The organism is Marinobacter sp. CH_CUG1437-1 (assembly GCF_037029655.1).
Taxonomy (GTDB): domain Bacteria; phylum Pseudomonadota; class Gammaproteobacteria; order Pseudomonadales; family Oleiphilaceae; genus Marinobacter; species Marinobacter salsuginis.
Genome location: NZ_JAYMEW010000001.1, coordinates 59,260 through 78,144, shown reverse-complemented (window position 1 = coordinate 78,144; position 18,885 = coordinate 59,260). Strand labels below are relative to the sequence as shown.

The following is an 18,885-nucleotide window of genomic DNA, read 5'->3' as shown; positions in this document are numbered from 1 at the left end:
GCTGGCTCTGTCCCTCACTACACCGAAACGGTCAGAGCCAGTCGTTCAGCATAATCCCGATACCAAACCGCTGAATTCGATGGTTATAGTCAATCAGGCTCTCACCATACCCGTTGTAGTACTGGAAAAACCCTTTAATCGTATCCCCCATCGGAAAGCTGTACCCGAACTCCACCGACGTCTTGTTATTCTCCGATCTCAGGTTATTCATCAGCCGTAACGAAAACGTGCGATCTTCGGTCAGCTTGTATACCGCGTAGTAATTCGCATGCCCCAGATAACGTTCGATATCGGCATTGTCGTCTTCACTGTTCTCCGGAATCCGGTACCAAGGCTGAACCATAAACAGCCATCGATCATAGCTGTAGGCGGCAGACCCCATAATGCGGTTCCAGCTCCGGGAGCGCGGCTCTGACTGGCCGTTTGACTGGTGGTTGAATCCCAGGGTCACGCCATTGAGCCGGCCCGGTCCGATATCCCAGTCAGTCTGGTATCGGGCGAATATCTCTGGCTCGTAATTGGTCTCCCGGAATGGCGCCGAATCATCCTGGTTATATACCTGCCAGAACGAGGTCTGGGTATAGCCGAACCAGAGCGTTGTACGGTCATCCAGAATGCCCGTCAGCAGCGGCACCTTGAAGCTGATCTGGTACTTGGCTTCTTCCCGTTCCAGATCATAGTCATAGCCGATGGACCCCAGCCTGGGGCTGGAAGGGGATTCGTTCGGATCTTTCACCCAGCTTACGGGCAGGATATAGGTGGGACGGTGGCCCACAAAACTGCCAGAGAACGAAAATACGGCCTTTTCAGCCGCCACATATCGGTCCACCAGTGCCGCCATGACGCCCGCATCGGAATCGCCCTCCAGCCCATTGCCGGCTACGGCATCGAGATCTTCGCCATTCGGCGCCAGTTGCTCCGCACTTTTCTCGGCCTGTTCTTTGGCGCTTTCGGGGGCCTGGGCCTGACGCTCCCTAGGCTTGTAGAGACTGTCAAAGCAGGCCAGGCGCTTGATCCCGTCGTCGATCAGCGCGCATTGCTCCGGTGAGTCAATCGAGGGACTCTCTTCAGTCTGCGCCTGAACGATAATTGGCGCTGACAGCAATGCGAAAGCAATGAAAGCCGACGATCGCGTCAACAGGTAGGCGGGTGTCATGGGGCGGTCTCCTAGCTGGCAGTCAGGCTGAACCAGGTGTTGGCAATGCCGTAGATCCAGACGCCGATCAGCGTGACGGCCAGAAGCGAGAAAACAAGCTTGTGCCTGAACCGGTTGCCACTGTCTGCCGAGGCAACCCAACGAAGGTACATCAGACCGATAAAGCTTATGAAAACCCCCAGGCTGGCGAAGGCCGGGATGAGCAGCCAGGCGGCGCTGATTGTCTGGCCGCTACTGGTCTGGCTGGAAAACCACCCCATGGATCCAAGTAAAACCGCCAGCGCCGTGAATTCGGCGATCAGCAGTGGTTTGCGCAAGGGGTGGGGCGAAGTCGGTTCCGTATTGGTCATGAAAACAGGTCCTGGATGGTAGAACGTCGGCGAACACCATGGTAACCGGATTGCTCGCGAAACACCCCCAGACTTACGAAATCGCAATTAAAATGGTTGAAATCAATTTATGATTTTGCTGTTTGGTTTTTTTGCCAGGTTTCAGTCGCTATAATGCGGCGACCGAAGATTATAACGCTCAAATGCGAGGTGCATTGTGAAGATGAAGAGAGTCCTGGCTGCTGTATTGGTCGTTGCAGGCCTGACAGCTAGCGCCGTAATGGCAAGCGTCGAAGATGAAATCCGCGCACGTATCAGCCCGGTCGGTGAAGTATGTCTGCAGGGTGAAGAATGTGGCGAGGCTGCGGCGGCCACCGAAACTGCCAGCTCTGGCCCTCGCTCCGGCAGCGAAGTGTATGATGCTGTGTGCATGGCCTGTCACACTACCGGCGCCGCTGGTGCACCTGTGATCGGTGATGCCGATGCCTGGGCTCCCCGTATCGACAAGGGTCTGGAAACCCTGGTGAGTCACGCGATCAATGGTTTTAATGCCATGCCGGCGAAAGGCGGCTGTGCCAGCTGCCCAGACGAAGAAATTCAGGCAGCCGTTGAACACCTTGTCGAGCAAAGCCAGTAAGCACCGCGGTTTTGTTTGTTGAAAAAGCCCCGTAAAGGGGCTTTTTTGCATCTGGGTATCCGGGCATCTGGATAGAAACTAGAGGCCCAGGTCACCCAACAGGGCGCTGAGGGTCGCCTTACCTTTTTTCTGGTTCGCCTCCGCATCCAGGTCACCCATGCCTTCCCACTTCAGGTCTTCTTCGGGCAGTTCATCCAGGAATCGGCTCGGAATGGTTTCCAGCTTTTCGCCGTACTGCTTCCGGGTGGCCGCATAGGTCAGCGTCAATGTCTCCCGGGCGCGGGTAATGCCCACGTACATCAGTCGCCGCTCCTCCTCGATGTTGCCTTCCTCGATGCTGCTGCGGTGCGGCAGGATTTCTTCTTCAAGCCCCATGATGAACACGTGCGGGAACTCCAGGCCCTTGGAGGCGTGCAGGGTGAGCAGCTGGACCTTGTCGCTGTCGTCCTCTTCCTCCCGCTGCTCCATCATGTCCCTCAGGATCAGTTTGGTGATGGCATCTTCGATACCCAGTTCGTCGGCGGTTCCCTTACCGTCATCAAGCATGCGCTGGATGGATTCCACCAGATACCAGATGTTTTCCATCCGGCGCTCGGCCTGCTTGGGTGTCCCGGAATGCTGATGCAGCCACTCTTCGTATTCGATGTCCGTGAACAACTGCTTGATGACGGGAACCGGGTTCTCGCTGTGCAGTCGCTCGCAGGTGGCATCCACCCAGTGGGCAAAGCGCCGGAGCCGATCCAGCCCCTTTTCCGTCACATGGGTTTCTGCCCCCATGTCGCCCAGAGCCTTGAACAGGCTCACGTTGCGTGAGCGGGCGTAGTGGCTGAGCTGTTCCAGGGTGCGCGGACCGATTTCCCTTCGCGGCACGTTGACCACTCGCAGGAACGCCGCATCGTCATCCGGGTTGATCAGCAGACGCAGGTAAGACATGGCATCCTTGATCTCGTTCTTCGAGAAAAACGACTGGCCGCCTGAGATCCGATAGGGAATCTGGTAAGCCTGCAATTTCATTTCCAGCAGTCGCGCCTGGTGGTTGCCGCGGTACAGCACAGCGAAGTCCCGGAAATCGAGGCCTTTCTTGAGCTTCTGGTCGAGAATTTCCGTGGCGACCCGGTCGGTTTCCGCGTCCTCGTTGCGGCACCGGACAATCCGGATTTCTTCGCCGATGGTGTGATCACTCCACAGTGCTTTCTCGAACACGTGGGGGTTGTTGGCGATCACCGTGTTGGCACTGCGAAGGATTCGTGCGGTGGACCGGTAATTCTGCTCCAATTTGACGATTTTGAGGCTTGGAAAGTCTTCTTTGAGCTGGGCCAGGTTTTCCGGTCGGGCACCACGCCACGCGTAGATTGACTGGTCGTCGTCGCCCACCACGGTAAACGCGGCCCGCTCGGCTACGAGGAGTTTGACCAGTTCGTACTGGCAGACGTTCGTGTCCTGGTATTCATCCACCAACATGTAGCGGATTTTCCGGCGCCACTTGGCCAGCACGTCCGGGTGTGAGCGGAACAGCATTACCGGCAGCAGGATAAGGTCGTCGAAGTCCACTGCGTTGTAGGCTTTCAGGTATTCGTTGTATTTCTTGTAGATTATGGCGATACGCTGTTCCCGCTCATCGGCAGCCTTGCTAAGGGCCTCTGCCGGGCCGCGCATGGCATTCTTCCAGGATGAGATGGTCATCTGGATGTCGTTGAGCTCGTCGCCGGCCTCGGCACTGGCCTCCCGGAGCATCAGATCCTGTAACAGGGCCTTGGCATCTTCGGCGTCGAAGATGGAAAAGCCGGGGTGGTAGCCGAGGTGCGTGTGCTCCTCCCGGATCATGTTGAGGCCAAGATTGTGAAAAGTGGATACAATCAGACCCCGGGTCAGCTTTCGGTCAACGATCCGGCCAACCCGCTCCTTCATTTCCCGGGCGGCCTTGTTGGTGAAGGTGACTGCGGCAATATGACGCCCCGGAATTCCGAGCTGCTCGATCAGGTAGGCGATCTTGCGGGTGATCACACTGGTCTTGCCGCTGCCTGCGCCGGCCAGCACCAGCATGGGGCCGTCGGCATAGCGCACTGCTTCGCTTTGTCTCGGGTTGAGCTTGTTCACAAATACATGGCCAGAATGGAACGAAATGGGGATAAAGGACGTGGCCTTATTCTACACCAGTCAGAGTTCCTGTACCTTGGGGATCTATAGACTATGATTAATGGAATGGACTCGGTTGTTCACGCATAAATGGATCCTGCTTGATGACATTGCCACTGGAAACCATGAGGCCCGGACAGTTGCGCCTATTGGTTCTGACACCAGATTATTCTGATTTTCTCTGGCTGAATGCTCTTCTGGCGGGCGACGTCGAAATCAGTGCGGACGCAACCTGGTGCCCGGATCTGGTGGATTGCGATGATCTGATCCGCAACGCCAGTTTTGATGTTATCGTCTGGGATTGCGTGTTCCACAGTGGGTCCGAGGCCTCCTTCCTGCAGTACCTGGCGGTCGCCAGCAATGAAAAGCCCGTACTGGCCCTGAGTGCCGAGCCTCCCGGGGAGCGGGCGCCCGAATTGCTTGCTGCCGGCGCCGCTGACTACCTTTGCCGCCAGAATCTGGACCACTGGGATTTCCGTCGGGCCCTGAAATGCCTCTGGTACCGCGATCAGTTATCCGAATCTGCCCACGGACAACTGGGCCGTGAGGTGGCCACCGGTTTCATCAATCGGGATCTGTTCTTCGATCGTCTTCAGCAGGCCTTGCTGCGGGCCGAGCGGGCAGGCCATCGGCTGGCTTTGCTGCACCTCAACATTGATGACTTCCGCAGCATCAACGAATCGTTTGGCTATCAAAAAAGTGACCAGTTGATGATGAAACTGGCAGAACGGCTTCGTCATTCGCTGCGGCGCGTGGATTCGCTGATGCGAATCGGCGGCGACGAGCTGGCCATCATTGTCGAGAAGGTTGAGGACTCCCTGGATATCACCCAGATCATCCGCAAGGTGGTTAACGCCCTTGATGAGCCGGTTACCATAGACGGCCAGACGGTCGTGGTCAGTGCCAGCCTCGGCGTAGCAACCTACCCGGAAGCCGGCGACACCGCCGAGAACCTGTTGCGTCGGGCCAACCGTGCCATGTTCGAAGCCAAGCGTGACCCTGGCACCAGCTACCGCTTCTACGACCGCCAGTTGCACATTTCCGCCGGTTACCAGCTCCGCCTGGAAGCAGATCTTCGCAATGCTTTACGAGGCAAGGAGCTGGAGCTGTACTACCAGCCGAGGATCGACCTGGCCACAGAGGAAGTCCGGGGTGTGGAATGCCTGCTGCGCTGGAATCATCCGGAGCGGGGGCTGGTAGGGCCGGACGAATTCATTCCGGTGGCCGAGCGCAGCGGGCTGATCGTGCCCATCGGTTACTGGGTGATCGAACAGGCCTGCAAGCGTCTGCAGGAGTCGGCCGAGATGGGCTTCCCGGGCCTGGTGTTCGCCGTCAATCTGTCGTTCCGGCAGTTCCACGACCGCAAGATGACCGAGACCATTTTCCGCATCATCTTCAATGCCAACGTGGATACCAGCCTGCTGGAACTGGAGCTGACGGAGAGCGCCATGATGCACGATCCGGAATACGCCCAGCGCTGCCTGCGGGAGTTGAATCAGCTGGGAATCAGTTTTGCCCTTGACGACTTTGGAACCGGCTTTTCGTCCCTGAGCAATCTTCAGCACTTGCCGATTTCCCTGGTGAAAATCGACAAGTCGTTTGTGCAGGAGCTGGGTAACTCGGCAGACGCTGAACACATCATCCGGGCCATCATCAGTCTGGCCCACAGTCTGCAGATCAGCGTGGTGGCCGAGGGTGTGGAAACCGAAGGCCAGTTGGAGTTCCTGCGCCAGCAGCATTGCGATGAAATCCAGGGCTATTACTACGCCCGGCCCATGCCCTGGGCCGATCTTGTGCAATTCCTGAACAAGCGGGGCCAGGCCGCTTGCCTGCAGCAGTAAGCCGCTGTACCTTTGCTGGTTTATTGGCAAAGCATCAGACAGAGGTTGCATGAACAGTATCTCCAGGCGCATCGCCGAGGAACTCGGTGTCCGCGAGCAGCAGGTTAATGCCACCGTCGAACTGCTCGACGAGGGCGCGACCGTTCCGTTTATCGCCCGCTACCGGAAAGAGATCACAGGCTCACTGGATGACAGCCAGCTGAGGAACCTGGAAGAACGTCTGCGCTATCTGCGGGAACTGGAAGACCGTCGTGCCACCATCCTCAAGAGCATTGAGGAGCAGGGCAAACTGACCGACGAACTCAAGGCCACCATCCAGGAGGCCGACACCAAGAACCGTCTGGAAGATCTTTATCTGCCCTATAAGCCCAAGCGCCGGACCAAGGCCCAGATTGCCCGGGAGGCGGGTCTGGAACCGCTGGCTGACGCGCTCTATGACGATCCGACTCTGGACCCTGAAACGACGGCCCAGGGCTACCTGAATAAAGAAGCTGGTGTGGAAGACACCAAGGCCGCCCTGGATGGCGCGCGCTATATACTCATGGAGCGGTTTGCCGAGGATGCCGAGCTGTTGGGCAGCCTGCGGGACTTCATCTGGCAGGAAGGCCAGCTGAAAGTGACCGTGGTGGAAGGCAAGGAGAATGAGGGCGCCAAGTTCCGGGATTACTTCGATCATGTTGAGCCCCTGAAAAAGGTTCCCTCCCACCGCGCTCTGGCCATCCTTCGGGGCCGGAACGAAGGCGTTCTCGGCTACACCATCGTGGTCGGCGATTCAGATGACGACCGTCGCGCACCCCATCCGGCCGAGCAGCGTATTGCCGCCCGCTGGAACATTCGTGACAACGGCCGCGCCGCCGATAAATGGCTTTCGGAAGTCGTTCGCTGGACCTGGCGGGTGAAGCTTTCCACCCAGATTGAAACCGATCTCATGGCGCAGGTGCGAGAGGCCGCCGAAACCGAAGCCATCAACGTCTTTGCCGCTAACCTCAAGGATCTTCTGCTGCTGGCGCCGGCTGGCCCGCGCCCGACCCTGGGCCTGGACCCCGGGTTGCGTACCGGGGTGAAGGTGGCTGTTATTGATGGCACCGGCCAGGTGGCCGGCCACGGCGCCATTTTCCCTCACGCGCCACAGAACCAGTGGGACCGTTCCATCGAGCAACTTGCGGCCTGGTGTCGGGAGTACAAGATCGAGCTGGTGGCCATTGGCAATGGCACCGCGTCCCGGGAGACTGAGAAGCTGGTCGCCGATCTCAGCAAGCGTTATCCCGAATTGAAGCTGGCACGGATTGTGGTCAGTGAGTCCGGCGCGTCGGTTTACTCGGCGTCCGAGTTCGCCTCTAAAGAACTGCCTGATCTGGATGTCACCATCCGTGGCGCGGTATCCATTGCCCGCCGGTTGCAGGATCCACTGGCAGAGCTGGTAAAAATCGAGCCGAAATCCATCGGGGTGGGGCAGTACCAGCACGATGTCTCCCAGGTGCAGCTGTCCCGCAGCCTGGATGCGGTGGTGGAAGACTGTGTAAACGGCGTGGGCGTGGACCTGAATACCGCCTCAGCGCCATTGCTGGCACGGGTCTCGGGCCTGAACCAGACCATCGCCCAGAACATCATCGAGTTCCGTAACCAGAACGGCATGTTCCGTAACCGGAAACAGCTGCTGAAGGTTACCCGGCTGGGTGACCGCACGTTTGAGCAGGCGGCGGGCTTTCTGCGCATTGCCGGCGGCGAGAATCCCCTGGACCGGTCGTCGGTTCATCCCGAAGCCTATGGCGTGGTCGAGGCCATCGCGAAGAAGAATGGCCGCAAGGTGGACGATATTATCGGCGATTCTGCCTTCCTGCGTGGTCTGAATCCCCAGGATTACGTAACAGAACAGTTCGGTTTGCCGACTATCAAGGACATTATCTCGGAACTGGAGAAGCCGGGGCGGGATCCTCGCCCTGAATTTCGCTTTGCCAGCTTTGAGGAAGGGGTTGAGACCCTGAGTGATCTCAAGCCGGGCATGGTGTTGGAAGGCTCGGTGACCAACGTTACCAATTTTGGCGCGTTCGTGGACATTGGCGTGCACCAGGACGGTCTCGTGCATATCTCCGCGCTGTCACACACGTTTGTCAAAGATCCCCGAGAAGTGGTCAAGGCCGGGGATATCGTCAAGGTCAAGGTGATGGATGTGGATATCCCGCGCAAACGAATTGCCCTGACCATGCGCATGGATGACCAGCCCGGCGAGAAGAACGAGGGCAAGCCAATGGCCTCCAATCGCTCTGGGGCCAACCGTAAAGGCGGTAATCGGAACGCCAACAGTGGCGGTTCCGGTCAGAAATCCCCGCAGGGCGCCATGGCTGGCGCGCTGGCCCAGGCGCTTGCCTCGGCGCGCAAGGACAGCTGACGGGTTTACAATCTTTTCATCGGCCGGTTGTTCAGAAGAGCAAGCCGGCCGCAGCAGGAGTCGACCATGGCTGAATCCCGCCATTCCGTATTTCGTCAGTTCGCTGCCAGCGACTGGGATGGTTTTCTCAAGGGTGTCGAAAAAGAAGGGCTGCGGGTGGATCGCAATGGCTTCATCGCCCAGACCCCGCATCCCGAAGCCCTGGGTTCGGCACTGACCCACCCGAGAATTACCACCGATTATTCAGAGGCCTTGCTGGAGCTGATCACGCCTGTGTTCAACAGCACCGGGGGGATGCTGAAGTCGCTGCGTGACATCCACACCTTCGTGCAGCAGAACCTCGGTGATGAGGTCTTCTGGGCAGCGAGCATGCCCTGTGAACTGGATGGCGATCCGAGTATCCCCATCGCCGAATACGGCAGTTCCAACATTGGCCAGCTCAAGCACGTATACCGGCAGGGGCTGGCGGTAAGGTATGGGCGGATGATGCAGAGCATTGCCGGCGCCCACTACAACCTGTCGCTACCCGATAGTTTCTGGCAAAAGTGGCAGGAATTGCTGGGCAACGAGCAAAGCCTGAAAGACTTCAAGTCAGATCAGTATTTCTGGCTCATCCGCAACTTCCGCCGCCGTAGCTGGCTGCTGATGTTGCTGTTCGGTGCCTCGCCAGCCCTGGATGCCAGCTTTGTTGCCGGCGTAAACCATGATCTCTCGCGATTTGACCAGCGCACCTGGTACGGTGAGCACGCTACCTCCCTGCGGATGGGCGATCTGGGCTACCACAACAATGCCCAGGCCTCACTGAATATCTGTTTCAATGAGCTCAGCACCTACACCCAGACTCTGGACCGTGCTATCCACACCAGCTGGCCGGCCTATGAAGCCATCGGCACCCGCCGGGGCGACCAGTTCATCCAGATCAACACCAGTGTCCTGCAGATCGAAAACGAGTATTACAGCGCCGTGCGCCCCAAACGCACCACGCAGCGGGAAGAAAAACCCATCCAGGCCCTGGAAGCCCGGGGTGTGGAATACATCGAGGTACGGTGTCTGGACCTCGATCCTTTCTCACCGGTGGGCGTGAACGAGGCCCAGATCGATTTCCTCGATCTGTTCCTCCTTGATTGCCTGCTGTCAGACTCGCCCCGTATCGGCGATGAAGAGTGCGAGCGTCTTGATGACAATTACAAGGATGTGGTGGCCAGCGGCCGTTACCGGGAATTGAAGCTTTGCCGTGGTGGATCACGTACCCCGGTGGCAGACGCTGCTACCGACATTCTGGCACAACTGGAACCACTGGCCGAGTTGCTGGATAGCTGGCGGGGGGATGACACCTACCGTCGCGCACTGGCTGCCCAGCGCGAGACCTTGAGCGGTGAATGGACGGTACCCTCTGCCCGGGTTCTGGACGCCATGCGCTCGTCAGGCCTGGGCCACCGGGAGTGGGGCATGGAAATGGCCCAGCAGCATCAGCAAACCCTCAGGCAGGAAGGCCTGGATGCCAGTGTGCGCCAGGCCTTTGAGGCCATGACGGCGGAGTCCCTGGCCGAGCAGGCGCAGATGGAGCGTGCCGATACCCTGCCGTTCAGCGAGTTTCTGGAACAATACCTGCGTTCCTGAGCAGTGAGCTGGTGCGCCGTCTCACAAGTCTGCGGACCTGACGCACAGAAACCGAACAAAGATTTGTCTCCTCCCGATCCGGCTGTTAATTTTTGTAACATCAGGATCGGGGGAAGCAGCTATGGCAAGGGATATCAAACTCGGCTGGGATGTGGAAGCGCTCAACAAGGCTTACCGTCAGGGCTACATGGCTGCGACCATGGGCATGGATAAAGCCCGCTGCCCCTATCGGGGTGAAGTTGTCATCGCCGCCTGGGAAGCCGGCTGGGACGACGCCGATCAGGTGGCCCGGGATGACCGGGACCAGGCAGACGATCTGTTTTCACGGATCGCCTGATTCACTGGCCGGGCCCGGCCTTACTTCTGCACCACGAATTCTGTAAACAGCACACCGGCTATGCTCTCGCCGGTTTGTTGTTCCTCCAATACCGCATTGATCCTCTGTTTGGCTTCTTCGCGCAACGCTACCTGCCCTTCCATAGATGTAAGACGATCCGTATCGGTTTGTTCACCAAACAGCATGACCAGTTCGTGTCTCAACCGTGGCATATGCGCTTCCAGGGCGGGTCGTGCGCTGGTACTCCGGGCCCTTAGTGTCACGGCAGCTTTCAGGTAGGTTGGCTTGCTACCGGGAGTGCCAACGTGGGTCACGAACGGTGGATCCATGCTGATGTAATCGGTAACGCCGCTTTCCTCTTCAGCCACTTCCTCCTCGGTATTCTCCTCATCCTGGGAAACGGCGGGTAAGGGCATCATGGCAAACAACAGAAACAGAAGTGTCAGAACGGATTTTGGCTGGCGTGTCATAGGCTTGAAGTTGGTCGTGGTTTAGGGTTAAGTGACGAGAATAGCAGGCCCCGTGGCCGCTTGCAGTTTCAATTCACGATTCGAGGTGTTCTTTTGACCAGCAGATGGGTGTTCGGGCTTGTTTTCCTTGTTTGTGCCGCGCTTCTGGGTGTGGCGTTCTATATGGAGCATGTGATGGGCCTGGAGCCCTGCCCGCTATGCTGGCTGCAGCGCTTTGGCTTCATGGGTGCCGGTTTGGTTAGTTTCCTGGCCTTCCTCCAGGGGCCCACCGGGTTCGGTGTTCGCATTTACGGCTTTCTTCTGGTGCTGACTTCCGGAGCCGGGCTGGGTATCGCAGGGCGGCAATTGTGGCTGCAGAGTCTCCCGGCGGACCAGGTGCCTGCCTGTGGCCCTTCCGTTGACTACATGCTTGATGTCCTGCCCTGGTTTGAAGTCCTGTCTACCGCTCTCCGGGGTACCGGGGACTGTGCCGAGGTGGTATGGCGCTTCCTGGGGTTGAGTATCCCCGGCTGGACGGCTGTGTTTTTCTCACTGCTGGTCATCACTGGTCTGGTGTTGATGTTTCGCCGGCAAAAAGCCCGGGAATGGATTCGGGGCTGAAACGGTTGCGGGCGACCGCAGCCATGGGGTAACTTGATCCAAACCTAATAAAAATCAAAACCTACACAGAAGTACCGAAGACAAGCGGAGAACAGGCGTCATGTTGGAAAATTGCCGAAATGCCAGGGAGCGCTGGGGTGGCGTCAGCGAACTGATTGATCGCTGGCTCAAGGAGCGTCAGGAGCTCTTGGTGCATTACTGCGACCTGTCCGGGGAGAATGACTTCTCGCAGACAGAAGCGCTGAAAGAAAAGTTCGTGCGCCTGTGTGAAGTGTTAGTGGATTATGTCTCCACCGGCCACTTCGAAATTTATGAGCAACTGGTCCGCGAAGCCCGGGAATTCAACGATGGTGGCCTTGAACTGGCTGCCAAAGTTTACCCCCGGATTGAGCAGACCACCGAGGTGGCCCTTAACTTCAACGACCGTCTGGATGGCCGGGACTTGTCGGAAGAAGATGTCAAAGAGTTGTTTGGCGAGCTGTCGAAGCTGGGTGAAACCCTGGAGACCCGGTTCGAGATGGAGGATTTCCTGATCGAGCACCTTCACAATGCCCATGCCGGCAAAGTGGCCTCTGCCTGAGAAATCTCGGAATCTAAAAAAGCCCCAGCCGGTCATGCCGGTCTGGGGTTTTTTTGTGGCAGGGCCAGAACTGACCGCTGCCTGTCCGGAACTTAGTCTCCTGAGCCCGGGTTGACCTCCAGCAGCTCGACATCGAACACCAGGGTTTCGTTGGGACCGATCGCCCGGTTGCCGCCCGGACCGTAAGCCAGATCTGATGGAATGTAGAGCTTGTAGCGGGCACCCTCGTTCATCAACTGAAGACCCTCGGTCCAGCCGGGAATGACCTGGTTCAGGGCGAAGGTAACTGGCTCACCACGCTCGCGGGAGCTGTCAAACACTTCGCCAGACAACAGTTCGCCGGTGTAGTGCACCTGAACCGTATCGGTCGCTGCGGGCTTTTCGCCGTCACCCTGTTCAAGGATCTCGTACTGGAGGCCGGACTCGGTGGTTTCCACGCCTTCACGCTCGGCATTTTCTGCCAGGAAGGCCTCACCCGCTTCAAGATTCTTCTGGGCCAGTTCTTCCATCTGCTTGCCCTGTTCTTCCTGCAGCTGCTGCTGATAGGTCATCAGAGCCTGCTGGATTTCCTCGCGGCTCATACGCTTGGCTTCCTCGTCGCCGGCGTGGCCATGCTGGATGCCCTGAAGGAACTGGTCCATCTGCAGGTTCGGCAGGTCGTTGCCCATGCGCTCACCCAGAACCAGGCCCATGCCATAGCTGACCTTCTGGTCCGTTGAATCCAGTTTCGGTTGTTCCGGGGCTTCGGGCGGTGTGGAACAGCCGGCAACAAGGCCGGTCACTGCCAGTGCAAGGAGTGTTTTCTTCATTGCATTATCCTTTAACGTCGGTGCTCGGGGCGTGGCCCCGCGATGTGTTTATCAGAACGCAGAAGGTAACGGGTTCCGGCGCCAGATGCCACTGAACATGTGTTAAGAAACCGTACGCGTCAGCTCAGCTGCCGTTGGTTCCGGCGGCGGATGGTCCCAGAGAGAAAGGGGCGCTATAGGGGGATCGCCAGTCTGTTTCCGGCTCCGGGGATTGGAGGCGCGGGAAAGCCTTGTCGCGCCGCTCAATGGCGAGGGTGTTCCAGCGGCCCTGTTCCGGCGGCTGGTCAGCATAGTGCCAGTTGCCATCGGTGTCCTGCCATTTGAACACGATCTCGGGGCCCTCGGTGGGAATCGGTGAGGGTACCAGACCCTCGAAAGCAGGAATTTCCGGTTGTTCCTCTTCGGCCACTGGTTCGGAGACCTGCTCCGGATCGTTCAGGCCGAAGAAAATCAGCAATAACAGTAATCCGAGAGCCGGAAACGAGAGCCGTATTAGCCATTTCATGATCATGGCTGGTGGTCTCCCTTGGGGAAGTGGGCCAGGGTGTCGGCCAGTGTATTCAGCAGGAGCCTGGCACTGTCATCAACCGGTGATGTCGGTGCCGCCGCAACGAGATTGGATATGATCAGCGTGTCGCGTCCCTGCATGTCATTGTGTTCCGGGTTGTTGGTCATTAGCGTTCGCCAGCTCAAGGCCAGTTCGATCTGTTCGGCTTCAAGCTCCAGGCTGGCGATGCCGCTTCGGAGCTTCTGACAATTGTCGGCGTTTCGGGGCAGTGACTTCCTCGCCCTGCGCAGCGCACCGGTTACACGGTCGCGCCACTCTGTTACCGTAGCGTCCTCGACCCCGGTGAAGGCCCTTTCAGAGAGAGCCAGCCAGGCCGCACTGAGAATGCGCGTTACGCTCCAGCCCTTATCCTGAAGCGCCAGGCAGCTGGTCTGAACGTCCGGGTATTTCCAGAACGCCAATGCAAAACGCCAGAGCGGGTTCTCCGGTTCCAGGTCTTCCGGCAACTCAAGCGGCGATGTCGAAAAATCCGGGATGGTAGCCGAGCCGACCGACATAGGCGCTGTGCCTTCCCTGAACACTATACGTTGATAAAATGAAAACATGTTAACGATAACCGATCTCAGTTTACAACGGGGTGGCGTCTGGTTGCTAGAATCCGTCGACCTCACCGTGCAGCCCGGACAGCGTGTCGCGATCGTCGGTGCCAATGGTGCCGGCAAGTCCAGTCTTTTCCAGCTCTTTCTGGGCCAGTTGGCCCCGGAGCAGGGAACAGTCTCACTGCCCGGTGGTTGCCGCATTGCCCACATGGCACAGGAATTCGAGGCAACCGACCGGAGTGCCCGGGATTTTGTCCTGGATGGCGATCTGGATCTGCGCCGCCTGGAAGCCGAGCTTGCCAGGGCGGAAACGGCCGGGGATGACCATGCCATTGCCCGCATACACGGAGAGCTAGATGTGCACGAGGCCTGGTCTGCAGCACGCCGGGCGGAGGCGTTGCTGCGTGGGTTGGGCTTCTCGGATGAGGACGCCGACCGACCGGTATCGGCGTTTTCCGGTGGCTGGCGGATCCGGTTGAATCTCGCACAGGCCCTGATGCGACCGTCCGATCTGTTGCTTCTGGATGAGCCTACCAACCACCTGGATCTTGATGCCTGCCTGTGGCTTGAGAACTGGCTGCGTCGCTACCCCGGCACCTTGCTGTTCATCTCTCACGACCGTGATTTCATGGATCGGGTTGCTACCCATGTGGTGCATTTCGATCGGCGCAAGCTGGAATTGTATACGGGTAATTACTCAGCCTTCGAAGGCCAGCGCAGTGAACGTCTTGCCCAGCAGCAGGCCGGTTTCGAACGCCAACAGGCCCGGATTGCCGAAATCCAGCGTTTCATCGACCGGTTCAAAGCCAAGGCTACCAAGGCCCGCCAGGCCCAGAGCCGGGTCAAGGCGCTGGAGCGGATGGAGCGCATTGCCCCGGCCCATATTGATTCGCCTTTCAGCTTTGAGTTTCCAGTGGCGGAAAAGGTCTCCAACCCGCTGTTGTCGATACGCAATGGCAAGGCCGGCCACGGCAATACCCCGGTCCTCAATGGTATCAATCTGACCTTGTTGCCCGGCAGCCGGATTGGCCTGCTGGGTCCCAATGGCGCCGGTAAATCCACGTTGATGGATGCGCTTCGGGGCGAGGGCACCTTTTTATCCGGGGATCGGACCTGTGGCGAACATCTGGCCATTGGTTACTTTGCCCAGCATCAGCTGGAGTCGCTCGATCTCGATGCCAGCGCGTTCCTGCACCTGCAGCGGCTGTCGCCAAAGGCGTCAGAGCAGAGTATCCGGAACTTTCTCGGCGGTTTCGATTTCCATGGCGATGAGGCCCTGAGTGCCATCCGCTCGTTCTCTGGCGGTGAAAAGGCCAGGGTGGCGCTTGCCGTGATTGCCTGGCAGAAACCGAACCTCCTCCTGCTTGACGAGCCGACCAACCACCTGGATCTGGAAATGCGCCAGGCCCTGACCATGGCGCTGCAGAACTTTGAAGGCGCCATTGTGGTGGTTTCCCACGACCGGCACCTGCTGAGAAATACGGTGGACGAGTTCTGGCTGGTCAATGATGGCCGGGTGACCGAATACCAGGGCGATCTGGAGGACTATGAACGCTGGCTGGCGGACCGCCGGAAAGACGAAACCGAGGCACCGAGGAGAATGCCGGTCGGCCAGGAGGGTGCGCGCGAGGCCGCTGAGGCTGTGGGCGAGAGCGCCGAAGATCGCAAGGCGCGCAAGCGGGCAGAGGCGGCCCTGCGCCAGAGACTGAGTCCCTATCGCAAGAAGCAGGGTGCCCTGGAAAAGGAAATGGAGCAGCTTCAGCAAACGCTGTCGGCTCTGGAGGAGCAACTGTCTGATCCGGGTCTGTATGACGACGGCGGCAAGGCGCGCCTGAAAGAACTGCTGGGCGAGCAGGCCGCTGCAACCGCGCGCCTGGAAGAGGTGGAGGCCCAGTGGCTTGAAGTCAGTGAAGAGGTGGAATCCCTGGAGGCGGAGCTGGCTGGCTGAATGCCGTCAGCCGCCGTTCAGCTCCAGGACAAAATCCTGTTTGGCAAGGTAGTCTCGCTCGTTCTCCAGGTCTGCCAGGGTCAGTGGCCTGTCGTCGAGCCAGCCATCCGGAAACTCCAGCACCAGCTTGTCCTTGTGAGCAGTCAGGGTAAAGGCCGGGGGTAGTTCCATATTGCGCGGGTGTTGGATCAGAACGGCCAGACGGACCAATACGCACAGGTAGCGCAGCCTTGCGATGTCTTCCGGGTCCAGGCCTTCGAAGATAGCCGAAGCGAACTTGCGTCGGTGGCCACGCACCAGGGTGGCCAGATCCCGCTGGAACTGTTGGGTGAAGCCGGGCAGGTCCGAGTAGCGCAACAGGTAGGCGCCGTGCTTGTGATACTGGCTGTGGGAGATGGTCAACCCGATTTCGTGCAGGCGGCAGGCCCAGCGCAGGACCTCTTCATCGGCCGCCGTGTTCAGGCCCCAGGCGTCGGCCACCTGCTGCCAGGCGGCGACGGCGGTTTCCTCAACGGCGGCACCGTGTTCCTGGTCCACATGGTAACGCTCCTGTAGCGCGGATATGGTCCGCTCCCGGACGTCCTCATGCTGGATGCGCCCGACAATGTCGTAGAGCAGGCCTTCCCGCAGTGCGCCGTCTGCGAAGGCCATATCCCGGATGCCAAGAGACTGGAATGCCCCCATCAGTATGGCGAATCCCGCCGGGAAAATGCTCTGGCGGTCCGAGCGTACACCCAGGTCTCCCAGTTTTTCCGTCTTACCCATATCCACCAGCCGCTTGCGAAGCTCCTGCATGGCCGCGAGCGTAATGGTGCCGTCAGTGATTTTCAGGGTCGCCAGGACGCTGGCAATGGCCTTGATCGAACCGGACGAGCCCACCGCACTCTGCCAGCCCACCGAACGGTAGTGCTGTCGGATGTTGAGCAGTTCCTGCTCGGCATGGGTCACGGCCTTGTCCATCTGCCGTTTGGTGATCTTTCCGTCCGGGAAGTACCGGTTGCGGAATGACACGCAGCCCATGTGCAGGCTTTCAAGCTCCTGGGGTTCGAACCGCTGCCCGATGATGAATTCGGTGCTGCCACCGCCAATGTCGATCACCAGTCGGCGGCCGATATCGTCAGACAGTGTGTGGGAAACGCCCAGGTAAATCAGGCGTGCTTCTTCGCGACCGGCAATGATCTCCACCGGATAACCCAGGACCTCTTCGGCCCGGGTCATGAACTGATGGGCGTTTCGGGCGACGCGAAGCGCGTTGGTACCCACAATCTGTACCGCCTCCGGTGGCATGCCCTTGAGCCGCTGTGCGAAGCGTCCGAGGCACGCCAGGGCTCGCTCCTGAGCCTCTTCCGTGAGCCTATTGTACTGATCCAGTCCGGCCCCGAGCTGAACCTTTTCACCCATCTTTTCGAGGGTCCGGATTTCCCCATGCACTAGTCGGGCAACCACCATGTGGAAGCTGTTCGAGCCCATGTCGATGGCTGCCAGTACCTCGGGTGAGGCGGCAGCGTTTTCGGCGGTGGATGCGGCCGTCACGTGGTCGGAATCCTTTTAAGGTGAACGTGCGAGGTACTATAAGCGAAATCCCTCAGGGCTGTCAGTAACCGGAAAACCGCGTATTTGACCAGGGTCAGACGCGGATCGTTTCTTACCGCTTCACATCCGGCTGATCAATCGCGTAAAGTATGTCTTACCGTGATTTGGGTGAAAGGCTGCTTGCAACACCGGGCGGCCTTCAACGACAGTCAACAGCACCTGTGCCCCGGTATGGTTATCCCGGAAGAAAATACCGTTGTGCAGCAGTAGTGCATGAATCAGGAAAAGGTAATGAGCGGAAATATCGTAAATGTAACCGACGCTTCTTTTGAGCAGGATGTACTGCAGTCAGACGTTCCCGTACTGGTGGACTACTGGGCTGAGTGGTGTGGTCCCTGCAAGATGATTGCGCCGGTGCTTGAAGAGATTGCCGACGAATACGACGGCAAACTGAAAGTCTGCAAGCTCAACATTGACGAAAACGAGCAGACCCCGCCGAAGTTCAACATCCGCGGTATCCCTACTCTGATGCTGTTCAAGAACGGCAATGTGGACGCCACCAAAGTCGGCGCCCTTTCCAAGTCCCAGCTGGCGGCCTTCCTGGACAGCAATCTCTGATTGCCGTCGGGTCACCAGAAAACCGCCCCTGAGCCAAGGCTCACGGGCGGTTTTTTTATGGCACTTACTCCCAGTCCCGGGATCGCGCCAAATCCGAGTCTTTCTGTTCCACCCAGTGTTCTCCGCCTGAAGTAATCTCTTTTTTCCAGAACGGCGCTGATGTTTTCAGGGCGTCCATGATGAACTGGCAGGCTGCGAACGCGTCCCCGCGGTGAGCGCTGCACACGCCGACAAAGACAATCTGGTCGCACAACGCCAGTCGCCCCACCCGGTGGATCACGCGGGCCTTGCGCACGTCCCAGCGTTTCGAGGCGTCATCGATAAGCCCCTGAATGACCTGTTCGGTCATGCCGGGGTAGTGCTCAAGATAGAGCCCCGTGACGCCCTGCAGGTCACCGCTGTCGCGAACCAGGCCGGTAAACGTGGCGATGGCACCGGTGCCGGCACCGCTGTCACGGAGTGCGGCGTATTCGGCGGCTACATCAAAATCCTCAGACTGGACCGAAATCATCTCAACCTCCGGTTACCGGCGGGAAGAAGGCCAGTTCATCACCGGGTTTGACCTCAGAGCCCGGCTTCGCCATGGCCTGGTTGATCGCAATCATCACCGGCTGGTCGCCCTGTAACTGGCTCCAGGCCCCGCCCTGATTCGCCAGCTCTGCCAGCACATCGCCGGCTGTCAGGCCCGGCCTGGCTTCGATGGCCAACTGTTCAGTTTTCAGTTCCTCGCGCAGGCGGGCAAAAAAACGCACCGTAATCGTGTTATCACTCATGC

General features: G+C 58.7%; 19 protein-coding genes. 9 read left to right on the top strand and 10 right to left on the bottom strand.

Annotation, left to right across the window (positions count from 1 at the left end; all coding sequences use genetic code 11):
- Window positions 1-31 precede the first annotated feature (31 nt).
- Together WA411_RS00340 and WA411_RS00335 are read right to left on the bottom strand one after the other, a co-directional pair.
- Window positions 32-1,156, bottom strand: coding sequence for a phospholipase A (locus WA411_RS00340; protein ID WP_291905689.1), 1,125 nt, complete (start codon window positions 1,154-1,156; stop codon window positions 32-34).
- An 11-nt stretch (window positions 1,157-1,167) separates the two neighbouring features.
- Window positions 1,168-1,506 (bottom strand): hypothetical protein, encoded by a 339-nt coding sequence (locus WA411_RS00335; RefSeq protein WP_069184705.1) that lies wholly within the window; start codon window positions 1,504-1,506, stop codon window positions 1,168-1,170.
- A 202-nt stretch (window positions 1,507-1,708) separates the two neighbouring features.
- Between WA411_RS00335 and WA411_RS00330 the strand changes: the two genes are divergently transcribed.
- Window positions 1,709-2,122 (top strand): c-type cytochrome, encoded by a 414-nt coding sequence (locus WA411_RS00330; protein WP_069184706.1) that lies wholly within the window; start codon window positions 1,709-1,711, stop codon window positions 2,120-2,122.
- 78 nt (window positions 2,123-2,200) lie between these two features.
- On the opposite strand, the gene rep is transcribed toward WA411_RS00330, so the two are convergent.
- Window positions 2,201-4,219: a DNA helicase Rep gene (rep, locus tag WA411_RS00325; RefSeq protein ID WP_136631235.1), complete on the bottom strand. Its 2,019-nt coding sequence runs from the start codon at window positions 4,217-4,219 to the stop codon at window positions 2,201-2,203.
- Between the two features lie 143 nt (window positions 4,220-4,362).
- On the opposite strand from rep, the gene WA411_RS00320 reads away from it, so the two are divergent.
- From WA411_RS00320 to rmf, 4 genes are all read left to right on the top strand, one after another.
- Window positions 4,363-6,099, top strand: a complete 1,737-nt coding sequence (locus tag WA411_RS00320; protein ID WP_291905694.1) for a putative bifunctional diguanylate cyclase/phosphodiesterase — start codon at window positions 4,363-4,365, stop codon at window positions 6,097-6,099.
- A 49-nt stretch (window positions 6,100-6,148) separates the two neighbouring features.
- Window positions 6,149-8,488 (top strand): Tex family protein, encoded by a 2,340-nt coding sequence (locus WA411_RS00315; RefSeq protein WP_291905696.1) that lies wholly within the window; start codon window positions 6,149-6,151, stop codon window positions 8,486-8,488.
- Between the two features lie 66 nt (window positions 8,489-8,554).
- Window positions 8,555-10,108, top strand: coding sequence for a glutamate--cysteine ligase (gene gshA / locus WA411_RS00310; protein WP_291905698.1), 1,554 nt, complete (start codon window positions 8,555-8,557; stop codon window positions 10,106-10,108).
- Between the two features lie 121 nt (window positions 10,109-10,229).
- Window positions 10,230-10,445 carry a ribosome modulation factor gene (rmf, locus tag WA411_RS00305; RefSeq protein ID WP_069184711.1) on the top strand — a complete coding sequence of 72 codons (216 nt, stop codon included), beginning with the start codon at window positions 10,230-10,232 and terminating at the stop codon, window positions 10,443-10,445.
- 20 nt (window positions 10,446-10,465) lie between these two features.
- Here the strand turns inward: rmf and WA411_RS00300 are convergent, their stop codons facing one another.
- Window positions 10,466-10,915 (bottom strand): flagellar basal body-associated FliL family protein, encoded by a 450-nt coding sequence (locus WA411_RS00300; protein WP_291905700.1) that lies wholly within the window; start codon window positions 10,913-10,915, stop codon window positions 10,466-10,468.
- A gap of 93 nt (window positions 10,916-11,008) precedes the next feature.
- Here WA411_RS00300 and WA411_RS00295 point away from each other — a divergent pair, with 93 nt between their 5' ends.
- The gene (locus tag WA411_RS00295; protein WP_194839004.1) at window positions 11,009-11,515 is read left to right on the top strand and encodes a disulfide bond formation protein B; all 507 of its coding nucleotides are present in this window, start codon (window positions 11,009-11,011) and stop codon (window positions 11,513-11,515) included.
- 100 nt (window positions 11,516-11,615) lie between these two features.
- Window positions 11,616-12,095, top strand: a complete 480-nt coding sequence (locus WA411_RS00290; protein WP_069184714.1) for an Rsd/AlgQ family anti-sigma factor — start codon at window positions 11,616-11,618, stop codon at window positions 12,093-12,095.
- Window positions 12,096-12,187: 92 nt separating this feature from the next.
- Here the strand turns inward: WA411_RS00290 and WA411_RS00285 are convergent, their stop codons facing one another.
- The 3 genes from WA411_RS00285 to WA411_RS00275 all read right to left on the bottom strand — a co-directional run bounded on the left by WA411_RS00285 (window position 12,188) and on the right by WA411_RS00275 (window position 13,969).
- Complete coding sequence (locus tag WA411_RS00285; protein ID WP_069184715.1) at window positions 12,188-12,904, bottom strand: FKBP-type peptidyl-prolyl cis-trans isomerase; 717 nt, start codon at window positions 12,902-12,904, stop codon at window positions 12,188-12,190.
- A gap of 124 nt (window positions 12,905-13,028) precedes the next feature.
- Window positions 13,029-13,415, bottom strand: coding sequence for a DUF4124 domain-containing protein (locus tag WA411_RS00280; RefSeq protein ID WP_069184716.1), 387 nt, complete (start codon window positions 13,413-13,415; stop codon window positions 13,029-13,031).
- Window positions 13,412-13,969 (bottom strand): TIGR02444 family protein, encoded by a 558-nt coding sequence (locus WA411_RS00275; protein WP_291905706.1) that lies wholly within the window; start codon window positions 13,967-13,969, stop codon window positions 13,412-13,414. Before WA411_RS00275 ends, WA411_RS00280 begins: the two co-directional genes overlap by 4 nt.
- 46 nt (window positions 13,970-14,015) lie before the next feature.
- Here WA411_RS00275 and WA411_RS00270 point away from each other — a divergent pair, with 46 nt between their 5' ends.
- Window positions 14,016-15,959, top strand: a complete 1,944-nt coding sequence (locus WA411_RS00270) for an ATP-binding cassette domain-containing protein (RefSeq protein WP_291905708.1) — start codon at window positions 14,016-14,018, stop codon at window positions 15,957-15,959.
- 6 nt (window positions 15,960-15,965) lie between these two features.
- Here the strand turns inward: WA411_RS00270 and ppx are convergent, their stop codons facing one another.
- Window positions 15,966-17,492: an exopolyphosphatase gene (ppx, locus tag WA411_RS00265; protein WP_291905710.1), complete on the bottom strand. Its 1,527-nt coding sequence runs from the start codon at window positions 17,490-17,492 to the stop codon at window positions 15,966-15,968.
- Between the two features lie 291 nt (window positions 17,493-17,783).
- Between ppx and trxA the strand changes: the two genes are divergently transcribed.
- Window positions 17,784-18,110, top strand: coding sequence for a thioredoxin TrxA (gene trxA / locus WA411_RS00260; RefSeq protein WP_008169901.1), 327 nt, complete (start codon window positions 17,784-17,786; stop codon window positions 18,108-18,110).
- A gap of 64 nt (window positions 18,111-18,174) precedes the next feature.
- Here trxA and WA411_RS00255 read toward each other — a convergent pair whose 3' ends face one another.
- Window positions 18,175-18,621 (bottom strand): molybdenum cofactor biosynthesis protein MoaE, encoded by a 447-nt coding sequence (locus WA411_RS00255; protein WP_069184720.1) that lies wholly within the window; start codon window positions 18,619-18,621, stop codon window positions 18,175-18,177.
- A 1-nt stretch (window position 18,622) separates the two neighbouring features.
- Window positions 18,623-18,883: a MoaD/ThiS family protein gene (locus WA411_RS00250; protein WP_153634846.1), complete on the bottom strand. Its 261-nt coding sequence runs from the start codon at window positions 18,881-18,883 to the stop codon at window positions 18,623-18,625.
- Window positions 18,884-18,885: the final 2 nt, after the last annotated feature.